This is a genomic window from Microbacterium karelineae, assembly GCF_009745985.1.
GTDB classification, from domain to species: domain Bacteria; phylum Actinomycetota; class Actinomycetes; order Actinomycetales; family Microbacteriaceae; genus Microbacterium; species Microbacterium karelineae.
In genome coordinates this window covers 14,366-34,451 of the sequence record NZ_WFIX01000171.1, presented here as the reverse complement: position 1 = coordinate 34,451, position 20,086 = coordinate 14,366, and the positions used below count along the sequence as shown (strand labels likewise).

Sequence of the window (20,086 nt, the reverse complement as noted above, 5' to 3'; positions counted from 1 at the left end):
GATCCTCTCGGAGCGGGCGGGTGGGCGCGGGCGGGCGCGCCGTCACCGCACACTAGCGCGGTCGGTGCGCGCGAAGGCCAGGGCCATGAGCACGGCGACGAACGGCAGCGTGTGGTTGTCTCCGACGAAGCGCGTCGTGTCGGCCATGCCGTGCAGCAGGACCCAGACGAGTCCGATCACGACGACGCCGCTCTGCAGCGTGGCGGATCCGAGCAGCGGCTCGCCGCGGGCCTCGCTCACGCGCCGCAGACCGCCCACGAGCGGCATCGCGACGAGCACGAGGGTGAGGAGCAGGGCGACGAGCCCCGCGTCGACCCATGCCTGCAGGAGCATATTGTGCGGCGGCCAGACCTGCGTCGCGACGTCGGGGAAGTACCGCGGCCAGACTGCGACGATGTGCTCGCGCCAGTGGCCGAAGCCGAAGCCCGTGAACCAGCGCGCGGGGAAGGCCTCGGCGACCATGCGCCACAGCGTGAAACGGTCGCCGATCGTGCCCGAGCCGATCGCGTCGGGACGTATCGTCGCGACGGCTGCCGCGCCGCCGGCCGCGACGAGCACGGCGATGGATCCGACGACGGCGCCCAAGCGCGGGCGCCGCACTGCGAACGCGATGAACAGCGCGAGGACCGGGAGGGCGATGAGAAGGAGCACGGCCGTCTTCGAGCCGGTCGCGACGATCGCGGCGAGCGAGGCGATGACGGCGGCGGCGTGCGCCCCGCGGTGGCGCCTGCCGACGAATGCCCACGCGGCCGCACAGGCCGTGATGGCGAAGAACAGGGATGCCGTGTTGCCGTTGAGGAAGAATCCGCCTGCCTTCTCCGGGTCGAGCACGTTCTGGAATCCGGTCGGGATGTTCGAGTCGAACATGCCCTCGAACATGCCTCCGGCCGCTCCGGGAGGGCCGGCGACGCCGGCGAAGACGCCGAGGGTCGAGATGGGGTCGAGGGCGATCGCGATCTCGGAGCTCGTGACGAGGATCACGTCGGGCTCAGAGAGGAGGCGCGCGATCGGGGAGAGCAGGTAGGCGCCCTCGAGCCCCGGCCAGAGGCGGAACGCGACGACGGCGAGCGCCGAGATGATGACGAGTGGTGAGGCGACCGCGATGGCGGCCGAGACGCCGTGCGGATCGCGGCGCACGACGTCGCGCGCGAGGAGGAAGGCGGTGAGGAGCGCGACGCTGAACACGACGCCGTAGCCCGCGGATCCGAGCTTCGCCGACCAGAGGACCGACACCGCCTGCCAGCAGGCGAGGGCCGCGAGGAGGATCGTCCAGATCGTCGCGGGCGATCGCAGGTCGCGCAGGCTCTCCCGCGCCCGCCAGAACGCGGCGGGTAGCAGTGTGCAGGTCGCCAGGAGGGCGACCGACGTGAAGCCGAACGGCCCGAAGAGCTGCGCGACGCCGAGCGCGAGGACGGCCGCGAGCAGCCAGCGCGAGCGGATCCGGAACGCGAGCGCGGCGACGGCGAGGGCCGCCACGGCGACAGTGCCGAGGATGAGGATGATCTCGAGGGTCGAGTGGGAATCGAGGAACGACGGGTCGGCCTGAAGTCTCCGCACACCTCTCCCCTCAGCGAGACCGTTTCGTGACATTCTACGGGCGGCCCCTCACTCGTTCGATCACCCGCCCCGGGGTGGGTGAGTGGCTCCCCGGAGGGTACCCGGGGGTGCCGGCGAGCGGGGGACGACGCGACGCGCGAACTCACGCTCGCGCGGAGGCGGTGGCCCTGTGGCAAGAACGGCGGCCGAGCGGGCCGCGGACATACCGACCCCTACTCCGCGTCGATCTCCGCGAGCTTCGCGAGGATCCGGTCGACGGCGTCGTCGGGTTCGACGACCGAGGCGTCGATCGTGAGGTCGGCGCCTTCCGGGATCTGGTACGGGTCGCTGATGCCGGTGAAGGAGCCGATCTCGCCCGCGCGCGCCTTCGCGTAGAGGCCCTTGCGGTCGCGCTGCTCGCACACCTCGAGCGGCGTGGAGACGTGCACGAGCAGGAAGCGCCCGACCTCCTCGACGCGGCGTCGCATCTCGACGCGCATCGCCTCGAAGGGGGCGATCGGCGCGCACACTGCGATGCCGCCATGGCGGGCGATCGTCGCGCCGACCCAGCCGATGCGGCGCACGTTGAGCATGCGGTCCTCGAGCGAGAAGCCGAGGCCGGCCGAGAGGATCAGGCGCACCTCGTCGCCGTCGAGGAGCGTCGTGGTGCGTTCGTCGACCTCGGCGAGCTTCTGGACGAGCAGCTTCGAGATCGTCGACTTGCCGGATCCCGACAGCCCCGTCAGGAGGATCACGCGCCCGGGAGATGCGGGGATGTGCGTCTCCCACACGTCGATCTCGTCGGCGATGAGCTGCTCGGCGGCCCGCGCGTCGGCGTGCGTGGATCCCGCGTGGGGGAGGACGATCGCGCGCCGGCCGGCGGCCTCGACACTCGTGATCGCGCCCGCGAGGGCGGCGGGGTCGCCGCGGTCGACGACGACGACGGGGCCGGGGCGCGATGCCCACTCGGGGGAGTCGAAGGCAGGCGCGGATCCCGTGACGAGCACCGCGCGGGGCACGCGCTCGAAGCCGGCGGCGACGCGCAGATCCGTCCGGTCGCGGTGGCCGAGCGGGCGGCGGGCGGCGACGGATCCGCTGACGATCGTGGATCCGGGAAGCTCGGGCGCCGTGCCCGTGCCGAGCTGTGCGACATCGGCGGCGCGCGGCGGGATCTGCGACACGGCCGCATCTGGGATCTCGGCGATGTCGGTGCTCTCCGCATCGTGCAGGACGAGGGTGTCGCCGGGCGCGATGTCGACCTGATCGATGTCGAGCTCGAGTGCGCCGCCGGATGCGCCGGCCAGTGCGAGCTCGACGCGGCGCAGCTGCGCGGAGGTGAGGGTCACATGCACGTCGGTCACGGCGTTCCGTCCTGATGGGTCGGGGGCCCGGAGGCCTGGCGTTCCTTGGCGAAGGTCGCGGGGAGGCCGTGCACGCGGCGCAGCCCCATCCAGCCGACCGTTCCGGCGACGAAGGCGAGCGAGACGGCGGCGATCGTCCAGGTGATGTCGACATGCAGCATGCGCAGGCCGGCGGCGAGCAGCACGAGCGCGAGCGCGCGGCGCACGATGCCGCTCGGCAGCGTCGAGGACAGCCGTGCGCCGATGATCGCGCCGGGCACGCTGCCGATGATGAGGGGGATCACGATGCTCCAGTCGACGTCGCCGAAGAGCAGGTGGCCGATCGCTGCGGCGATCACGAGCGGCACGGCCTGCACGAGGTCGGTGCCGACGAGGCGGTTCATCGAGAGCAGGGGATACATCAGCATGAGCGCGATGATGATGAACGAGCCGGATCCGACCGAGGTGAGGCCCACCATGAGTCCGCCGACGATGCCGACGAGGAGCGTCGGCAGCACCTTGACCTTCACCTCGGCGGTCTCGCTGCGCTTCGTGTGCGTGCCGTCCTGGCGTTCGCGGGCGCGGTTGCGCATGCCGACGAAGGCGCGGAAGCCGAGGAGCAGCGCCGCCAGCAGGAGCACGGCGCCGAGCGTGGACTTGACGAACTCCTGCACGCCGGTCAGCTCGCCCACGGCCGAGATGATGAGCGCGCCGCAGAAGGCGGTCGGCACGGATCCGATCATCAGCCAGATGACGAGCTTCCAGTGCACCGTGCCCTTGCGGGCGTGCACGAGGGATCCCGCAGGCTTCATGACGGCCGATGTGATGAGGTCGCTCGACACGGCGGTGAGAGGGCTCACGCCGAAGCCGAGGACGAGCACGGGTGTCATGAGCGCCCCGCCGCCCATCCCCGTCAGGCCCACCACGACCCCGACGCCGAGAGCGGCGATGACCATAGCCCAGTCCATGAGGCGAAACGGTATCAGGGCGCGGTGTGACAGGGCCGCGCGTGACGCTCGGTGTCGTGCCGTGGGCTGCGTTTCCGTCTCCGGAAGCGGCCTGGGGTAAAGTCGGCTCGTCACCCAACCGTTATGCGGGTGGCGACGCGAACCATCTGGGGGATCTGGAATCCGTGACTGACGCAGAAGACGCACGTCTCGCCCGCGAACTCGCGACGGCCGCCGCGCGCCGGCTTCTCGAGATCCGCGCCGAGAACCCCGGCGTGGAAGGCAAGGCGCTCAAGGATCTCGGCGATCAGGGCGCGCAGGCGGTTCTCGCCGCTCGTCTCGCCGAGCTCGCGCCGGGCGACGCCGTGCTGAGCGAGGAGGCCGCCGACAGCGAGGTGCGTCTGAACGCCGACCGCGTCTGGATCATCGACCCGCTCGACGGCACCCGCGAGTACAGCGAGGGCCGCGACGACTGGGCCGTGCACATCGCGCTCGTCGTGAAGGGCGAGCTCGCGCTCGGCGCCGTCGCGCTCGGCGGCCCCGATGAGGTGCTCGTCTCGAGCGAGCTCGACGGCCACGCGCCCGCCCGCGGCGGCCGGGTCCGCATCGCCGTCAGCCGCAGCCGCGCGCCGGAGCTCGTGCAGAGCGTGTCGGCCTCCCTCGACGCCGAGCTGGTCCCGATGGGATCCGCCGGCGTGAAGATCTGCTCGGTCGTGCGCGGCGAGGCCGACGCCTACGTGCACGGCGGCGGCCAGTACGAGTGGGACAGCGCAGCCCCCGTCGCCGTGGCCCGCGCCGCCGGCCTCTACACCTCGCGCCTCGACGGCAGCGAGCTCGTCTACAACCAGCCCAATCCGTATCTTCCCGACCTGGTGGTCTGCCGCCCGGAGCTTCGGGACGAAGTGATGACGTCGATCCGCGCGGCCCTCGCGTCGCAGGCGGACTGAAAGGAGCACGGTGTCTGCTGAGACCCATTACTCGCTCTCGCAGCTGAGGCAGCTCGAGGCCGAGTCGATCCACATCATCCGCGAGGTGGTGGCGCAGCTCGAGAAGCCCGCGCTCATGTTCTCGGGTGGCAAGGACTCGCTCGTGATGCTGCACCTCGCGCTGAAGGCGTTCGCTCCGGCGAAGCTCCCCTTCCCCGTGGTGCACGTCGACACGGGCCACAACTTCCCCGAGATCCTCGAGTTCCGCGACCAGTACGTCGCGAAGCACGACCTGCGCCTCATCGTCGGCTCCGTGCAGGAGGCGATCGACCGCGGCGTCGTCAAGGAGGAGCCGAACGGATCCCGCAACCGGATCCAGACGCCCGTCCTGCTCGACACGGTCGAGAAGAACGGCTTCAACGCAATGCTCGGCGGCGCGCGCCGCGACGAGGAGAAGGCGCGCGCCAAGGAGCGTGTGTTCAGCTTCCGCGACGACTTCGGTCAGTGGGATCCGAAGAACCAGCGCCCCGAGATCTGGAACCTGTACAACGGCCGCGTGCACCCGGGCGAGTCGATCCGCGTGTTCCCGCTGTCGAACTGGACCGAGCTCGACATCTGGCAGTACATCAAGGAAGACGGCGTCGAGATCCCCCGGATCTACTTCGCGAGCGAGCGCCAGACGTTCGTGCGCGACGGCATGGTGTTCGAGGCCAACGAGTTCGCGCAGCCGAAGGAGGGCGAGGAGGTCTCGACCCGCCTGGTGCGCTACCGCACCGTGGGCGACGCGACGCTCACGGCGGCGGTCGAGTCGGACGCCGACACGCTCGACAAGATCATCGACGAGGTCGCCGCGACCCGCATCACGGAGCGCGGCGCGACACGCGGCGACGACAAGGTGAGCGAGGCCGCGATGGAAGACCGGAAGAAGCAGGGGTACTTCTAAAATGGACATGCTGCGATTCGCGACCGCTGGTTCGGTCGACGACGGCAAGAGCACGCTCATCGGCCGGCTGCTGTTCGACTCGAAGTCGATCTTCGAGGATCAGCTGGAGAGCGTCGAGGCCACGAGCCGGGGCCGTGGCAACGACTACGTCGACCTGTCGCTCCTGACGGACGGGCTGCGTTCGGAGCGCGAGCAGGGCATCACGATCGATGTCGCGTACCGCTACTTCGCGACCCCGAAGCGCAAGTTCATCATCGCCGACACTCCGGGCCACGCGCAGTACACGCGCAACATGGTCACGGGCGCGTCGACGGCCGACCTCGCGATCGTCCTCGTCGACGCCCGCAAGGGCGTCATCGAGCAGAGCCGACGTCACGCGACGATCGCGTCGCTGCTGCGGGTGCCGCACGTGGTGCTGGCCGTCAACAAGATGGACCTGGTCGATTTCGACGAGCAGCGGTTCAACGAGATCCGCGAGGAGTTCCTCGACTTCTGCTCGAAGCTCAACGTCACCGACATCACGACGATCCCGATCTCGGCTCTGCAGGGCGACAACGTCGTCACGCGCAGCGAGAACACCCCGTGGTACGACGGCCCGTCGCTGCTGCACCACCTCGAGACGGTGTACATCGGCGCCGACCGCAACCTGCAGGACGTGCGCTTCCCCGTGCAGTACGTGATCCGCCCGCAGCAGGCCGACGTCATCGACTATCGCGGCTTCGCGGGCCAGGTGGCGAGCGGGCACATGCGCAAGGGCGACGAGGTCATCGTGCTGCCCTCGGGCCTGACGTCGAAGATCAAGGCGATCGACACGGCTGATGGCGAGATCGACGAGGCGTTCCCGCCGATGTCGGTCACGATCCGCCTCGAGGACGAGATCGACATCTCGCGCGGCGACGTGATCGCGCGGCCGAAGAACCAGCCGCATGTCTCGCAGGACGTCGACGCGACGATCTGCTGGATGGACGAGACGCCTCTCGTGCCGGGCAAGAAGTACGCCGTGCTGCACAACGCGCGCGAGGCGCGCTGCATCGTCAAGGAGATCCAGTACGAGCTCGACGTCAACTCGCTGCACCGCAAGGAGGACGCGACCGAGCTGCCGCTCAACGCGATCGGCCGTGTCACGCTGCGCATGACGACGCCGCTCGTGGCCGACTCGTACAAGCTGAACCCGTCGATGGGCTCGTTCATCATGATCGACGAGTCGACCAACGCGACGGTCGCGGCCTGCACGATCAACGTCGCGGAGTGACACACCAGGCGGCGTCCCCGATACGGGGCGCCGTCTCAGTGTGTTGACGGGCGCGCACGAGGGCTACGGGCGGATAGAGAGAGGGACGGCAGAGCATATGGTCTTGCCAAACGCGTTCATCGTCGGCGTACCGAAGAGCGGTACGACGACCGTGTTCAGCGCGCTGAGCGCCCAGCCGGGCGTGTGCCCGTCGCAGACGAAGGAAGCGCACTTCTTCGATCCGCTCAAGTTCGGCGAGCCGCTGCCACCTCTCTCGGAGTACGAGGCGCTCTTCGCGCCGCGGCCTGAAGACACGGTGCTGCTCGAGGCGACGCCCGGATACTTCCATGGGGGTGCCGCGATCGCGGAGAAGATCCGTGAGATCTCACCCGAGGGGCGCGTCGCGATCATCCTGCGCGAACCGGGAGCGCGGGCATTCTCCTGGTATCGCTTCCAGCGCACGCGCCTGAAGCTCGACCAGGGCCTGTCGTTCGAGGAGTACATCTCGAAGTGCGAGGCTCTCGGCCTCGAGCCCGAGAGCACGCGCGGCGAAGGCGCCTGGACGGGGCTGTCCGGGGGCCTGTACGCGACGTGGCTGCCCGAGTGGCAGCGTGTGTTCGGGGACGACCTGCTCGTGATGTTCAGCGACGAGTTCCGCGAGGCTCCAGACAAGGCGCTGCGGCGGATCGGGGCGCACCTGCGGATCGATGTGGCACAGACGGAGACGGACGACAAGAACGTGTCGGTCGACATCTCGAACCCGAGGCTCCAGAAAGTCGCCTTGAAGATCAACAACGCGGGCGAGCGCCTCTGGCGTCGGTTCCCCGGTCTCAAGCGGCGCCTGATGGGTGCCTACTACAAGCTCAACGCCAAGAAGGCGCAGGACAAGCGGATGTCGCCGGAGGCGCGGGAGCGACTGGACCGGTACTTCGCGGACTCCATCGACGAGCTGCGAATGCTGCTCCCGAATGTGCCCGAGAAGTGGGGAACTCGATGACGGAATCCAACGAGTGGCTGTTCGTCAGCTGGATCGGATACCACGGACGCAGCGATGACCTCGCGGCTCAGCTTCCCGCGCGCGAGGAATACGTCACAGGCGGCGAAGGCAATCGGCTGGTGCGGTACGTGAGGCAGTGGGTCGAGACCCGCCGGCTCGTGAAGCAGACGCGGCCGTCGGCCATCTTCGTCATGCAGCCGCCGGTGCTCGCCCTCTGGAGTGTGCTGTCGGCTGCTCCGAATGAGACGTTCATCGTCGGCGATCTGCACACGGGTGTCTTCACGGACCGCAAGTGGTCGTGGGCTGCGCGCGGACTTCTTCGTTCGCTTCGCCGGCGCCAGGGCGCGGTCATCGTGACGAACGAGTCGCTTGCGGATCGCTGCCGCACGATCGGCACGACGACCTTCGTGCTGGACGACGCCGTTCCACGCCGCGTCGGCACAGCGCCGGCCTCGCCGGAATCGACGAACCTGAGTGATCTCACCGTTGACGAGTACGTCCTCGTGCCGCTCGCGTACGCGTCCGATGAGCCGTTGGATGAGATCCTCGCGGCGGCCGCGGAGGATTCGACGCGCGCGTGGGTGCTCACGGGGCGCGCGCCCGAGGCCGTTCGTCGCGCCGCGTCGCCGAACGTGCGATTCAGCGGATTCGTGTCGAACGATGACTACAACTGGCTCGCCGCGAACGCGGGAGTCGTGCTCGCATGTACCGATGAAGAGGACACGATGCAGCGGGCCGGCTACGAGGCCGTGAGCTGGGAGCGGCCTCTCGTGACGTCGAGGATGCGAGTTCTCAAGGACTATTTCGGCGACGCCGCCGAGTTCGCCGACCCCACGTCCGCCTCGATTCTGCTGGCGATTCAGCGTGCGGTGTCAGACCGCGAGGGGCTGATCTCGCGGATTGCTGCGCTCGGCGAGCGCAAGCGGGAGGAGCATGCGCTCGGGCTTGCGAAGGTGCGTGACTTCACAGCGGGTCGCGAGCGCTGAGCGCGCAGTTCGGGAGATCGTGAGAGGACCCCGGATACGATCGACTCTGTGCGTGAGTGAGGAATCGCTCGGCGGAACGGGAGAGCTGTGATGCCACAACTGTACGTCTGGATGCGTCAGGCCGCGTCGACGCCGGTCGGAATCGTCTACCCGCTCGCCGTCATGCTCCCGCTGACTCTCGGGTTCTCGACATACGCACTGCTCCCGGGCGGTGTGGGCGGAGCGACAATCCAGAAGGCGTTGATCCTGTTCGCCTTCCTGATCGTTGCTGCACTTCTTGGCGTGCGAATGCCGCCGATGCCGGTGTGGGTCATCGGCGGGGTCATCGTCGCGGCATATGTGCTCGGCCTCATCACGCAGGCCCGGGAGATCTCGGGCATCGATACGGAGATGCTGCTCGGAGCGGCGGGACTCCTCTATCCGTGGCTTGCGTTCTTCATCGACTGGCGACGCGTCGCGCCCGAGTGGCGCGCAATGTCTCTTGCCGTGATGCCCGCTGGCGCCGTCGTCGTATCGGTGCTGCTCGGAGGGACGGGCGTCGTCGACATGACTATCATCCGGGAGGAGTACACCGGAGCGTTCCGACTCTCCGCCGGCATGCCATCTGCCTACCTGGCGGGCCTCGCGTTGATCGGGGTGATGGGCGCCGCTTGGCTGTGGGCGCGCGGTCGTTGGGTCGGGCCGTATCTCGCGTTGCTGAATTGTGCGATCGTCGCGCTCACCGGGACGCGCGTTGCCACTCTCGCCGCGGGCCTTGTTCTCGCCGGGGCGCTGGTGCTCGCCCTCATACGGAAGCTTCCCCAGCGGATCCCCGCACTGGCGCTTTCCGTCGTCGGCCTGATCGGTGCGCTCGTCGTCCTGCTTCCGAACTTCCTCCAGCGCACCCGTGAGAGTGGGCGCGGCGGCCTCTTCGACGGGTCCGGTCGCGACCAGGCCTGGTCATACTTCTGGTCTCGGCTGCTTGAGCATCCGTGGGCGGGGTTCGGCCCCGGCAGCAGTCCTCTTCTTGCGGGTGAGTCCTCGAACCATGTTGTGCGGGAGAGCTTCCTCTCTCCGCACAACACCTACCTCACGATGGCCGCCGACATGGGGATTCCGCTGGCGATCGTCTTCTTCTTCGCTCTGGGGTGGACGGTGTGGGGCGTTTGGCGCCGTGCGGGCGGCTCGGAGCGATGGGTGGTTCTGCTCGCCTGTTCCGCCGCGCTGATATACGCCTACTTCGACAACCTGCTGACAGCGCCGCAGTCGGCCGTCGCGTTCGTGATGTTCCTGGCGATGATGGGAGCGGGGGCGCGCGTCGGAACGCCAGATCAGGACAGCGAGGGGGACGCATCCGTTCTGTCTCCCGGCTCACGACGTGAGGAGTCTCGGGACCTCCTCGCCGGTCGAAAGGGTTCACCACGGCGGGAATGGCGTGATCGGCGAGAAGCCGAAGGAACGACCGCCGAGTGAGCGTCCGGGATCAGAGATCAGATGGAAGCGCCTCGGCGGCGACCGCGATCCTCTGAACGAGGTAGGGACTGAGGGTGCGCATCCATGTTGCCGATGTGTGCCCGTTCCCATCGCGGTACGCGATGATGTTGCCGATGATGGTCGGACAGAAGTCGTCCGTGCAGTACACGTCTCGCGTCTCCACCACGCGGTGACCTTCGGCCGCCGCAGCCGCGGCGAGCTGATCGGGCGACCGAAGCGCCACTTCCCGTGCCGTTCCGCATCCATCTTCTGCGCGCGTACCGTTGCGCAGGGCGCATGCGACGGCATCGATGTCGAGGGCGGGGACGTCCTCGACGATGACGATGTTCGCGCCGCTCGAGGCGATGTCCCGCATGATCTGACGTACCGCGCCGCGTGACGCGGGCGCCGGGTTCTGCCTGCTCTCGCTGGCGATGACGAGGTCGTAGTCGCCCGACGTCAGCCTCGCGTTGATCTCCGGGCGTGGGCCAGCGCAGTTGTCCGTGCCATCGTGCACAGCCGCGAGGACGCACCCCCTGCCGACGAACGTGTCGACGCGCCACCCGATCGCATCGAGTTGTGGCGTGAGCGCAGGCAGCAACGAGGCCGCATGGCTGTCGCCCACGAGCGCGACTCGATACGCGCTCGATGACTGAACGCCGTACGAGCAGCTTCGGAACGGTCGGTCTCTGTTGATGAAGCAGTCGAACGCGTTCCCTCGATCCTCGGCGAACGCCCATGGCGTCGGGCGGGGGACGCCGAGGTCCGCCTCGGAGCACTGCTCCGGGTAGAAGGCCATAGTCGCGCCCCAGCACGCCGCCGGGTCAGACGGTGCGGCCTCTGCAACGCCGTCGAGGACACGCACGGCTCCGATCGACGGGTGATTGCTCATGTCGGGTCGGGCGCTGGCCACGGCGAGCTGGCCGCTGGCACCCGCTGCGACGGTGACCAGCAGAATCGCGCAGACGCGCATGGACGCGATTCGTGATTCGTCCTTCACCCAAGACCACGAGACGTCTCGCATCGGGGACTCGACGAAGCGAAAGCACGTGATCGCGAGTGCGACGGTGACGAGAAGCGCGACGACGGTATACGAAGCGGATCCTGCGGGCAGCGCGTAGACGAGCATGACCGCGACGGGAAGGTGCCAGAGGTAGAGGCTGTAGGAGATATCGCCGAGGTATGTCATCGGGCGTGTGACAAGGAGACGAGGGCCCGCGTACGCGGGATCTGAGCCCGCGACGATGATCAGGGCGGTGCTGGCGACGGGAAGGAGTGCGAGAGGCGCCGGCCACAGGGCCGAGCTCCCGGTGACCGCGACCGCTGAGGTCACGATGCCCGTGAGTCCGACCCATGCAACCGCTCTCCGCATACCTGTCGCTACAGTGAAGGTGGGAAGGAACGCGAGGAGCGCGCCCGCACCGAGTTCCCAGGCCCGAGAGAACGTGGAGAAGTAGGCGATCTCGGGAGCCGTCTGCGTCTCGTATGCGGACCAGGCGAAGGATGCGATCGTGGTGAGCGCTATCACCGCGGCCGTGACGGCGCGAGTTCGACGTGCGACCCACCGAGCTCGTCGCGCGAGCAGGCCTGCGACGACGAGGACGATCCACGGCCAGACGAGATAGAACTGCTCCTCGACGCCGAGCGACCAGAAGTGCATGAAGGGAGAGGGGAGTGTTCCCTGCTGGAAGTAGTCGGCTCCCTGAACTGCGAAGCGCCAGTTTCCGACGAACAGTGCACTGAAGACGGCATCTCCTGCGGTCTCTCGCAGGTCATTCGCATTCATCAGAGCCCACGCGGCGGCCGAAGTGGCCACGATCGTCGTCGCAGCGGCAGGCAGCAGCCGCTTGACTCGCCGACCATAGAATCGCGTCAGAGAGATGCCGCCTCCGGAGGTCTCGGCCTCGCGCAGGAGCAGCGAGGTGATCAGGAAACCGGAGATGACGAAGAAGACGTCGACGCCGACGAAGCCTCCGTGCGGCCACCCGACGACGTGGTCGGCGATCACGGCGATCACCGCGATCGCGCGGAGCCCTTGGATGTCACGCCGTCGTGGACGTGCTCCTCCGCGCTGACCAGGCGTGGTTCGACTGATGGATTCGGGCATCGTCTGCGAGTGCATAGAGTTCCGTCCTTGTGGTGCAGGAGACACCACCGGGCGCACCGGGGGGCGATCGCCGCGCGGCGCACCTTCGTCGATGCGGCGGATGTCGCCGGTGCAGCCCTGTCAGTTCAGGGGGCGATGGGTGGCAGCTCGCGGCGTCGTACGCGTCGCCTCGCACAGATCGTCCCACGTGAGATCACCCGCGTCACGCATGATCGCAAGGCCTCGGCTGGACATCTCCTCCGCGATCTGGAGCTGATGATCATCGACATGTTCGTCGAATGCGGCCCGGCGAGGAACCACGACCGTCGAGGCTCCCGCGCTCATCGCGCCCAGGATGTTCCCGACACCCGCGTGCGTCACCACGACGTCCGCCCAGGCCAGGGAGTCGGCGAAATCCGATGAATCGAGCATCGACACGGCTCCGGAGATTCCGGGACGCATGCTGTCGCCGAGTTGCCACCGGATCTCGACGCCTTCGGGCACGATCGACAGAACACGGTCGACGAGGCGGTCGAACGTGTAGGGGCTGATCGTTCCCACCGTGACGAAGATCCGACGGGGTGTGAATCTCTCGCGGCGCTCGGCGTGCCAGGAATCGATGATCGACAGCTCGTAGGGCCACGCCTTGCTCGCCCAGTTCGGGTGCTGCGTGTAGGTCTGCACACCGGGAATCCGGGCAACGAGGCTCCCGGTCATCGATGGCCCATCGAGCCGAGCGAGAGTCTCGACGTACGCCGCATCGATCCGGTGGATCCGCGCCGCGAGCATTGCGCTCACTCCGACGGCGGCACCGGTACTGAGGACACCATCGAAACGGGTCTCGCGTGCGAGCCGCCAGATCGCGCAGTATGCCCGCGCGGCACCTCTGACATCTCGCGGCGCGACGTAGGGGACGAATGTGTGGGGGCGTCGCTCGAGCAGTGAGCGGCTCTGTTCGTTATCGAATGACACCCAATGCGATGTATCCGACGGGCGGAGCATCGAGGTGAGCTTGTCGAGCTCCGCCAGGTGGCCGCCCGTGGACGCGACGAGCAGGAGCCGGCGACCTTCCGCGAAAGCGCGCAGCCGGCGACCGGTCGACGTGGCTGACATGATTCTCTCGCTCTCAGTCGTTTCGCTGCGGTGAGTACCCGAAGGCGGTGAAGTCGGCGGCGAAGCGGTCCGCGAGGAACTCGCGATCGGCATCCGTCACCTCGACGCGCCTGGGGGACGGCGTGGATGACGACGCATTCTGATGAGGAAGAGGCACGCGCGGATCGATCCCGATTTCATCCTGCACCTCGGCGAACTCCTCGGCGAGCCGCTCCATCGCGATGACGCGCGTGACGATCCGACCATCCTGTGGGTCGTCGACCATGTCGACCTGTGGCTGAAAACCTGGGTCGACGAGCGCCTCCGGGTGCCGGATGAACTCGGAGAACGAGGTGGTCGCCTTGAGGGCTCGGATCCCCGACCAGCTCGCAGGGTCCGCGGACCTGCCGAGCGGCGTGGCATACCAGGCTCGCCGCGACAGAGAGGACGCCGCGAGGTCGCGCACCATGTGCAAGTAGCGGTACAACGAGACAGCACGTCGGATCGGATCGCGCACCACGGCGAATGAGTAGAGGGCGTCCCATTCCTCGGTGCCCAGGAAAGCGCGCATCGCGGTGGCGGAGCTGTGCTTGTCCAGGCGGCTCGCGACGCGGTAGCGCGGGACGAGGCGGCGGCGCATCGCGTTCCGTGGCCCACCGTCGATGAGAAGGTCCGGCGCGGAGAGCAGCGGCGCGAGTGCCGCGCTCACGGACTCCCCTGCGGTCTTGTGTACGTGGACGAACGCGAATCGACGCGAGGGAGAGATGATCATGTGAAACCGTTGGCCTTCGTCGACTGGCGTGGTGGCGAACAGACGCGTCGAGGTGAGTTCGCCCGCACCATCATATGTCGGGCGGAGAGGTTCTCCGGCGCGGCACGGTAAGGTCGGCGGGTGCTCACGAACCCCCCCCCGAGGCCGCAGCAGGGAGCGCGGATCGCTTGGATCGACGCGGCGCGCGCGGTCGCCGTTCTCGCGGTGATCCTCATGCATTACAAGGGATACACCGTGAACCCGCTCGGTGACTATCCGTCGACGGAACGACGCGTGTGGCGCGAGATCACTGAGGCTCTCACGCCGATCAGGATGCCCCTACTGCTCTTCATCTCGGGGATGCTCGCGTCGTCGAAGCTTCTGGGCAGCACCGCGGCGGCCGCGCGACGTGGCATCTCGTCGCTCTACCTCAACGGCGTGTGGACGACCATCTACTTCTTAGCGAGCTTCCTCCTCGTCGTGCCCAGTCCGGGCCAGCTCGATTCGGTCTGGCAGTGGCTCAGACAACTCGTGCTTCCCGGCTCCAATCTGTGGTTCGTCTGGGCGCTTGCCGCGTGGGCGTTCGCCTTCATTCTTCTGAAACGTCTTCCGATGTGGCTCGTCCTCGGAGGATTCCTCGTGCTCAGCATGGTCGGCCTCCTCATGCGCGATAGCCTGCCCGGGGCGCTGCCCTCGACGTTCCGCTATGGCCTGTTCTTTGCGCTCGGCGTATATGGGAGCAGGTACGCGGTTGGCTTCTTCTCGTCGGCCGTGGCAACGAAGGCAGTTGTCCTTCTGGGGATACACGTCGCGGCCGGACGGCTCGCCTACGTCGATGGCGTCGACCGGTTCGGCCGCGTCCTCCTCATCGAGGTGCAGTCCCTCGCCGGTCTCGCCGCGGTCTCGGCGGTTCTCGTCCTACTCTGTCGATGGGGCGCCTTCGCCCGCGTCAGCGGTTTCATCGGGAAGCGGACGCTCCCGCTGTTCGTCTGTCATCTCCCACTGCTCTGGATCGTGCTCAACGTCGACCAGGTTCGCGCGGCGCTGAGCCCTGCGGGCTTCGAGTGGGCGTGGCCGATACTCGGCACCGTCACCCTCGCGGCTGGATCGCTGCTTATCGATTTCCTGGCACGGCGGCTGGGCGCCCGGCACCTGTTCGACGTCCCCGAGGCGCTTCTGCCGGGCGTTCGAGCAGGAGGTAAGCGATAGGTTGAAGTGTCCTCGCCTGAATGAGGACCGCGAAGTTCCTCGTTGCGCACGAATCAGCGCGGAGCAAGAGCCGAGCTGTGCTGTGCTGCGGAAGGATCCAGATGGCGAAGAAGATCAAGCGACTGTTGGCGGTTGCTGCCGCGCACCGCGCGATGTCGGTGTATCGACAGGACAAGCGCTTCCGCGGTGGGGGGCCTGCCCTCGTGTTCGCACCCGCTGCGCACGGTTCCTTCGGCGACGAGGCGCTCGTGCTCGGGACGGGCGCCGTCCTGGGGCAGATGGGGAGCGACTGGTCTCTGGTCGCGCCAGGTGATCTCGACCCTTGGCGCGAGCTGGGCGTTCCGGATGCCGTGAGCTTCGAGGACGGTCTGGCCGGGAGCGGCGCCATGTGGAGTCCGCCGGCGGCGGACGACCCGTTCAGCCGGGCTGTCGTCATCGGGGCGGATGGAGCGGATTTCTCCTACGGCATTCGCCACGTGAGCGCGAAGCTCAGCACGCTCAATCTCGCCGCCGCGTCGGGGGCGCCGGCGACGCTCTTCAACTTCAGTCTGCGCAAGAGCATTTCGCGGGAGGGGGCTCATCTGCTTCGACGTCTCAACCCTGCTGTCCGCATCTGCGCGCGAGATCCGTTCTCCCAGGAGCGTGCGCGAGAGGTGTTCGGGCGTGAGGATGTGTCAGCCGCACCCGATGTCGGCATCTTTCTCACTCCCGCATTCACCGAGGCAAGCTCGCGAATCGCGGAATGGGCCGATGGACGGCGTACGGCCGCGCTCACGATCAACAACCACCTGGGTGTCAACTTCTCGTCTCAGGACATGCTCGGGTATTTCCGTCGCATCGGCGAGAGGCTTCAGAGCGCCGGGTTCGATGTCCTCGTGCTGGCGCACGACATCAGAGCCAGGCAGGGCGATCCTGATCTCGCTCGCGCTGTGTCCACCGCGCTCGGGGCAGGAGCGATATCGGCGGTTCCGGGGTCCGCGCGAGAAGCAAAGGCGATCCTCGCCGCGGTCGATCTCCATGTCACGAGCCGAATGCATGCGGGTGTTGCGAGTCTGAGTCAGGCGGTGCCGACGATCGGGCTCGACTACGTCGACAAATTCCGTGGGCAGTTTACCTGGTACGGCGCCGGCGACAGCGTGGTGCCGTGGGACGCCGATGACGTCGTCGACCAGGTGGCTGAGCTCGTCGACCGACTCAGTCGTGATGACGGAGTTCGAGCGTCCCTTGCGGCGAAGACTCAGGCGTGGAAGTCGCAGCCCGAGGCCTGGAGGATGTCCTGATTCGGATCATGCATCGGAAGCGCGCTTCGCGCCGCGAAGCGCGAAGGGGAGTCCTCCGAGCATGAGCGTCAGGTAGCCAAAGGTCGCGGCAGTCGCTGCGCCGACGGCGCCCCAGGGCGCGAGGAAGGGAATGAGGCCGAGGTTGACGATGACGGCGGCCCAGGTGATCACGAAGCGCGTTCGCACCTGGTGGGTGCGCCCGAGGGTGCCGTTCAGAAGAAATCCTGTCCCCTTCGCGACACCGCCGACGACCATCACGTAACAGGCGCCGACCGCGGGAGCGTACTCGTCTCCGAATATGAGCGGGACTCCGAACCACATGACCGCGGCGGCCAATGCACTCATGCCCGACAGGGCGAGGATGCAGGACACGATCGTCTTCCTGATCCGCGTGACGTCGGCAGAGGCCAGGGCCGAGTCACGGAACGGTTTGGCGGCGGCGGTGTACACCTCGGCGATCGTGACAGCGATCGCGTAGTAGCCGAGTTCGGTCGCTCCGATGAACGGTAGAAGGATCGCCTGGTCCACGTTGACGAGCAGGACGCTCGCGGTGGCGCCGCCGATCATCCACGCGAGCGCCCGTCGATTCACCGGGCGCGCCGCTTCGGCTGTCTCGCGTCGCCGTGCCGATGCGATGATAAGCATGATCGCACCCGCGAACTGCGGGAGGATGATCGTCGCAAGCGCTGTCTCGACGGTGAGTGCTCCGGCGAAGGCGAGTGCGACCGTGAGCACGAGGCGCCCGATCGCCGTGATCCATTTCTCGATGCCGACCGCAGCGATCATCTTGTGGCTGAGCGAGATGCCTCGGGCATGCTTCGCGAGAGCCAACGTGCATCCGCCGAGGACGATCAGAGCGATCTCCCATGCGGATGCGTCTCTTGTGGTGAACGCGAACGCCGCCAGCAGCGACCCGAGGAGGGTGCCGCCGACGAGATTGAGCGAGAAGATGGTCCTGCGAGACCCGCGCCCCCAGGTCGCCCAGTGAACGGCTGAGCTGTCGGACACGCCGAGGGCGAAGATCGAGGAGGCGATCATGATGAGCGCCTGATCGTTCGAGAAGATCCCCCGTTCGAAGGGACCCAGCGCGCGGGCGAGGATCGGTGCGACCAGCAGGGCACTCGCCGGGATGAGGAGTGATCCGGAAGCGTTGATCAGGTGTGCGCGTCGTGTACTCATGTGCTCCTCTGTGCGTCGGGGGCCGCGAGGCCGCCCCGCAACTAGATGAAACCCTATAGCGCTGGTCCAAGCCGCTACTGAGTGGACGTTGGCGCCGACAACGCTCCGGATGGCCCTGCGCGTCGTGAGACTCGCTCTGCTGTGACACAGCGTCGAGCAGTCACGAGAAGCAGGCGGTCGCCACACGCTGTGGAAGAACCGCCCCAGGCATAGTGGAATTCCGGTTCATGCGGTAGCCTCACCATGTCCCACGCCCGACCACGCAGCACACTAGGGAACCACATGCCTATCACCCGCAAACGTCTCGCAGGCGCTGCCTGCCTGACGGCCGGCGCCCTCGTTGGCGTCATCGCCGTGCCGTCTGCGGCCATCGCCGAGCCCGGTGAGGCCGCATCGTACGCGCACGCACAGTTCATCGGAATCCCGGATTCCTTGCTCGAAGGCCTGAGTACAGCCGATCTCGCGACACTCGATGGCGCGACGCTCGAGCACAACCCGAACTACACGTCGGCTGACTGGGCCGACGGAGCCACGCAGATCGCCGGGGGCAACGGCCTGATCCTGAGTGAGGATATCGATGCCACCCTCCTCGGCAGCCTCGAGCTCGGAGACATCGGCCTCGACCTCGGTGGCTCACTCGGCGACATCCTCCAGATCGGCGCGGTCACGGAGTGGACTAAGGCTTCGCGGTTCGGAGGGTCGGTCGCGTTCGCGGGCACGGCTTCCGCGATGGACGGTGCTGTGAAGGCACTGCCCGATGGCGGCGGCTACGTCCTCGACGCCCCGGCGATCGATGAGGCGCCTGCCGCGGCTCTGAACCTCGACCTGGGCGCCGTGAGCGTCTCGGCTGAGATCGGTGCTCTTTACGCGGCGGCTGGCGACAACCGCAATCCGATCAAGGCGCGCAAGGGCGTACCGGGTGGCTGGTACGCACACCAGACCGACTACGGTATCGCGGGCGTCGACATCGCCGTCGGCGGAAGTGTCATCGAGCCGACGCTCGAGACGCTCGAGAGTCTTCTCTCGGTTCTCGGTCTGAGCCTTGAGGATGCCGGACTGCTCAATGAGCACGGACAGGTCGTCGTCAGCGTCGACACGCTGCTCGAGCAGCATGGCGTGACGAGCATCAACGACCTGCCCGAGGGAACGAACCTTCTCGAATACCTCCCGGGCGCTGTCATCACGACGATCGAGAACACAGTCTCCGATCTCCTCGGAAGCCAGCTGCAGGATGACCTTCTCGGCAACCTCGCCGACGCGGTCGAGAGCGGGCTTCTGGAGAGCGTGCTTGACACGCTTGACCTCGACCTGCTTGACCAGCTCGGCCTCGGCGGTCTGGTCGACACACTTGACGGTCTGCTCGGTGGTCTGCTCGGCGGCCTGCTCGGAGGAGTCCTCGATTCGGCTGACGTCGGAGAGCTTCTCGGTGCTATCACCGATGGCATCTTTGACTTGCTCGGCGGACTCAACGATTCACTGCTTGCTCCGCTGACTGCGGAACTCAGCGCCGCGCTTGCGCTCAACGTGAACAACGTCACGGATGAGGGCAGCCTGGACGCGGGTGGAATGCTCTCGATCTCGGCGCTTGAGGTGAACATCCTCGACGGTCAGCTCGTTCTCCCGCTCGCGACCGCGACTGTCGGTCCGAACACCTGGCAGGGCTTCGACCGTGGCGAGCTCGCGGTGTCCGGATCGGCCGACGCCGTCGGCGACGTCGTCACGGTCGAGGCGATCGACGATACGTTCCTTCCCGGAGTGGTCCACAACATCGAGCGGACGATGTTCCACTATCGCTGGTTCGTGAATGGCACTCCGGTACAGCAGGACTGGAGCCAGACAGGTGAGGTCTCGCTGGAGCTCACGAAGCCCTGGATGGTGAACGGCGAGATCACTGTCAAGGTCTCGCCCAAGCTCTGGAAGCTCTGGGAAGAGACCGGGCCTTTCGAGTACACGATCGAGGAAGGCACGACGCTCAGCGCAAACTGAGAGCCTGACGCCGAGTCGCGCCAGTCGCGGCATGCGCAACGAAGGAGGAGCGGAGCGATCCGCTCCTCCTTCGGCGTCGAACGCCGGACTTGCCGCGGGACGAGCGGAGTATCAGGCGAGTCGGACCGCTCTCTGCAACACGCTG

General features: G+C 67.4%; 16 protein-coding genes. 9 read left to right on the top strand and 7 right to left on the bottom strand.

Annotation, left to right across the window (positions count from 1 at the left end):
- Nucleotides 1-42 precede the first annotated feature (42 nt).
- The 3 genes from GB932_RS01610 to GB932_RS01600 all read right to left on the bottom strand — a co-directional run bounded on the left by GB932_RS01610 (nucleotide 43) and on the right by GB932_RS01600 (nucleotide 3,844).
- On the bottom strand, nucleotides 43-1,557 hold the full coding sequence (locus GB932_RS01610; protein WP_156758976.1) for an O-antigen ligase family protein: 1,515 nt from the start codon (nucleotides 1,555-1,557) through the stop codon (nucleotides 43-45).
- Nucleotides 1,558-1,769: 212 nt separating this feature from the next.
- A complete protein-coding gene (gene cysC, locus GB932_RS19115; protein WP_231915954.1) occupies nucleotides 1,770-2,897 on the bottom strand; it encodes an adenylyl-sulfate kinase in 1,128 nt (375 codons plus the stop codon).
- Nucleotides 2,894-3,844, bottom strand: coding sequence for a sulfite exporter TauE/SafE family protein (locus GB932_RS01600; RefSeq protein ID WP_231915953.1), 951 nt, complete (start codon nucleotides 3,842-3,844; stop codon nucleotides 2,894-2,896). Before GB932_RS01600 ends, cysC begins: the two co-directional genes overlap by 4 nt.
- Nucleotides 3,845-4,008: 164 nt before the next feature.
- On the opposite strand from GB932_RS01600, the gene GB932_RS01595 reads away from it, so the two are divergent.
- The 6 genes from GB932_RS01595 (at nucleotide 4,009) to GB932_RS01570 (ending at nucleotide 10,358) form a co-directional block, all read left to right on the top strand.
- Entirely contained in the window at nucleotides 4,009-4,770 is a 762-nt protein-coding gene (locus GB932_RS01595; protein ID WP_156758975.1) for a 3'(2'),5'-bisphosphate nucleotidase CysQ, read from the top strand.
- Between the two features lie 10 nt (nucleotides 4,771-4,780).
- A complete protein-coding gene (gene cysD, locus GB932_RS01590; RefSeq protein WP_156758974.1) occupies nucleotides 4,781-5,692 on the top strand; it encodes a sulfate adenylyltransferase subunit CysD in 912 nt (303 codons plus the stop codon).
- A 1-nt stretch (nucleotide 5,693) separates the two neighbouring features.
- Complete coding sequence (cysN, locus tag GB932_RS01585; protein WP_156758973.1) at nucleotides 5,694-6,944, top strand: sulfate adenylyltransferase subunit CysN; 1,251 nt, start codon at nucleotides 5,694-5,696, stop codon at nucleotides 6,942-6,944.
- Nucleotides 6,945-7,047: 103 nt separating this feature from the next.
- Nucleotides 7,048-7,920, top strand: a complete 873-nt coding sequence (locus GB932_RS01580) for a sulfotransferase family protein (protein ID WP_156758972.1) — start codon at nucleotides 7,048-7,050, stop codon at nucleotides 7,918-7,920.
- Nucleotides 7,917-8,906, top strand: a complete 990-nt coding sequence (locus GB932_RS01575; protein WP_156758971.1) for a glycosyltransferase family protein — start codon at nucleotides 7,917-7,919, stop codon at nucleotides 8,904-8,906. The genes GB932_RS01580 and GB932_RS01575 overlap by 4 nt, the downstream gene beginning before the upstream one ends.
- Nucleotides 8,907-9,017: 111 nt before the next feature.
- Complete coding sequence (locus GB932_RS01570; protein ID WP_197517244.1) at nucleotides 9,018-10,358, top strand: O-antigen ligase family protein; 1,341 nt, start codon at nucleotides 9,018-9,020, stop codon at nucleotides 10,356-10,358.
- A 10-nt stretch (nucleotides 10,359-10,368) separates the two neighbouring features.
- Here the strand turns inward: GB932_RS01570 and GB932_RS01565 are convergent, their stop codons facing one another.
- From GB932_RS01565 to GB932_RS01555, 3 genes are all read right to left on the bottom strand, one after another.
- Complete coding sequence (locus GB932_RS01565) at nucleotides 10,369-12,465, bottom strand: acyltransferase family protein (RefSeq protein ID WP_306769926.1); 2,097 nt, start codon at nucleotides 12,463-12,465, stop codon at nucleotides 10,369-10,371.
- Nucleotides 12,466-12,585: 120 nt separating this feature from the next.
- Nucleotides 12,586-13,650, bottom strand: a complete 1,065-nt coding sequence (locus GB932_RS01560) for a glycosyltransferase (protein ID WP_156758968.1) — start codon at nucleotides 13,648-13,650, stop codon at nucleotides 12,586-12,588.
- Nucleotides 13,571-14,308 carry a sulfotransferase family 2 domain-containing protein gene (locus GB932_RS01555; protein WP_197517242.1) on the bottom strand — a complete coding sequence of 246 codons (738 nt, stop codon included), beginning with the start codon at nucleotides 14,306-14,308 and terminating at the stop codon, nucleotides 13,571-13,573. The genes GB932_RS01560 and GB932_RS01555 overlap by 80 nt, the downstream gene beginning before the upstream one ends.
- 120 nt (nucleotides 14,309-14,428) lie before the next feature.
- On the opposite strand from GB932_RS01555, the gene GB932_RS01550 reads away from it, so the two are divergent.
- Complete coding sequence (locus GB932_RS01550) at nucleotides 14,429-15,496, top strand: acyltransferase family protein (protein ID WP_156758966.1); 1,068 nt, start codon at nucleotides 14,429-14,431, stop codon at nucleotides 15,494-15,496.
- Nucleotides 15,497-15,597: 101 nt separating this feature from the next.
- Entirely contained in the window at nucleotides 15,598-16,776 is a 1,179-nt protein-coding gene (locus GB932_RS01545; RefSeq protein WP_197517241.1) for a polysaccharide pyruvyl transferase family protein, read from the top strand.
- 6 nt (nucleotides 16,777-16,782) lie between these two features.
- Here the strand turns inward: GB932_RS01545 and GB932_RS01540 are convergent, their stop codons facing one another.
- The gene (locus GB932_RS01540) at nucleotides 16,783-17,955 is read right to left on the bottom strand and encodes an oligosaccharide flippase family protein (RefSeq protein ID WP_156758964.1); all 1,173 of its coding nucleotides are present in this window, start codon (nucleotides 17,953-17,955) and stop codon (nucleotides 16,783-16,785) included.
- A gap of 282 nt (nucleotides 17,956-18,237) precedes the next feature.
- Here GB932_RS01540 and GB932_RS01535 point away from each other — a divergent pair, with 282 nt between their 5' ends.
- On the top strand, nucleotides 18,238-19,941 hold the full coding sequence (locus GB932_RS01535; RefSeq protein WP_156758963.1) for a hypothetical protein: 1,704 nt from the start codon (nucleotides 18,238-18,240) through the stop codon (nucleotides 19,939-19,941).
- Nucleotides 19,942-20,086 lie beyond the last annotated feature (145 nt).

Bases quoted from the DNA above. Each gene is read 5' to 3' on its own strand.
- GB932_RS01545 (WP_197517241.1), top strand. From the start codon at position 15,598: ATGGCGAAGAAGATCAAGCGACTGTTGGCGGTTGCTGCCGCGCACCGC.
- cysN (WP_156758973.1), top strand. From the start codon at position 5,694: ATGGACATGCTGCGATTCGCGACCGCTGGTTCGGTCGACGACGGCAAG.
- GB932_RS01575 (WP_156758971.1), top strand. From the start codon at position 7,917: ATGACGGAATCCAACGAGTGGCTGTTCGTCAGCTGGATCGGATACCAC.
- GB932_RS01555 (WP_197517242.1), bottom strand. From the start codon at position 14,308: ATGATCATCTCTCCCTCGCGTCGATTCGCGTTCGTCCACGTACACAAG.
- GB932_RS01570 (WP_197517244.1), top strand. From the start codon at position 9,018: ATGCGTCAGGCCGCGTCGACGCCGGTCGGAATCGTCTACCCGCTCGCC.
- GB932_RS01535 (WP_156758963.1), top strand. From the start codon at position 18,238: ATGCCTATCACCCGCAAACGTCTCGCAGGCGCTGCCTGCCTGACGGCC.
- GB932_RS01560 (WP_156758968.1), bottom strand. From the start codon at position 13,650: ATGCCGATCGCGAGTTCCTCGCGGACCGCTTCGCCGCCGACTTCACCG.
- GB932_RS01565 (WP_306769926.1), bottom strand. From the start codon at position 12,465: ATGCCCGAATCCATCAGTCGAACCACGCCTGGTCAGCGCGGAGGAGCA.
- GB932_RS01600 (WP_231915953.1), bottom strand. From the start codon at position 3,844: ATGGACTGGGCTATGGTCATCGCCGCTCTCGGCGTCGGGGTCGTGGTG.
- GB932_RS01540 (WP_156758964.1), bottom strand. From the start codon at position 17,955: ATGAGTACACGACGCGCACACCTGATCAACGCTTCCGGATCACTCCTC.